The sequence below is a fragment of the Enterobacter cloacae complex sp. S1 genome (genome assembly GCF_014930525.1).
Classification (GTDB): domain Bacteria; phylum Pseudomonadota; class Gammaproteobacteria; order Enterobacterales; family Enterobacteriaceae; genus Enterobacter; species Enterobacter hormaechei_C.
Window position 1 is genome coordinate 1 of sequence record NZ_JADBRE010000084.1, and the last position, 253, is coordinate 253.

Below are 253 nucleotides of genomic sequence, written 5' to 3' on the forward strand. Positions count from 1 at the left end.
CTCAATCATAATAGATAAATCAAAGCGACTCGCAGGAATGAGCCTTAAAAACTGCCATGGCTTTAAATAATCCACTAGTGATCTTGCTGGGTGTATTACATTCAAGTCAGTATCTATATTAAAGTTTTCAGGCATTTCAATAATATTTTTTTCTAGGACCCTCCTAATTACTTGAGTGCTTACCAATCCATTCAAATGAACATGTAATTCTCCTTTATCCATCATTCGAGCTTCGTAAAGATCCATTTTAATT

The 253-nt window shown here is 33.6% G+C and carries 1 pseudogene; it reads right to left on the minus strand.

Going from position 1 to position 253, the window contains the following annotated elements:
• Nucleotides 1-225 (minus strand): annotated as a pseudogene (locus IM290_RS21530) (adenosine deaminase); the annotation flags it as partial.
• Nucleotides 226-253 lie beyond the last annotated feature (28 nt).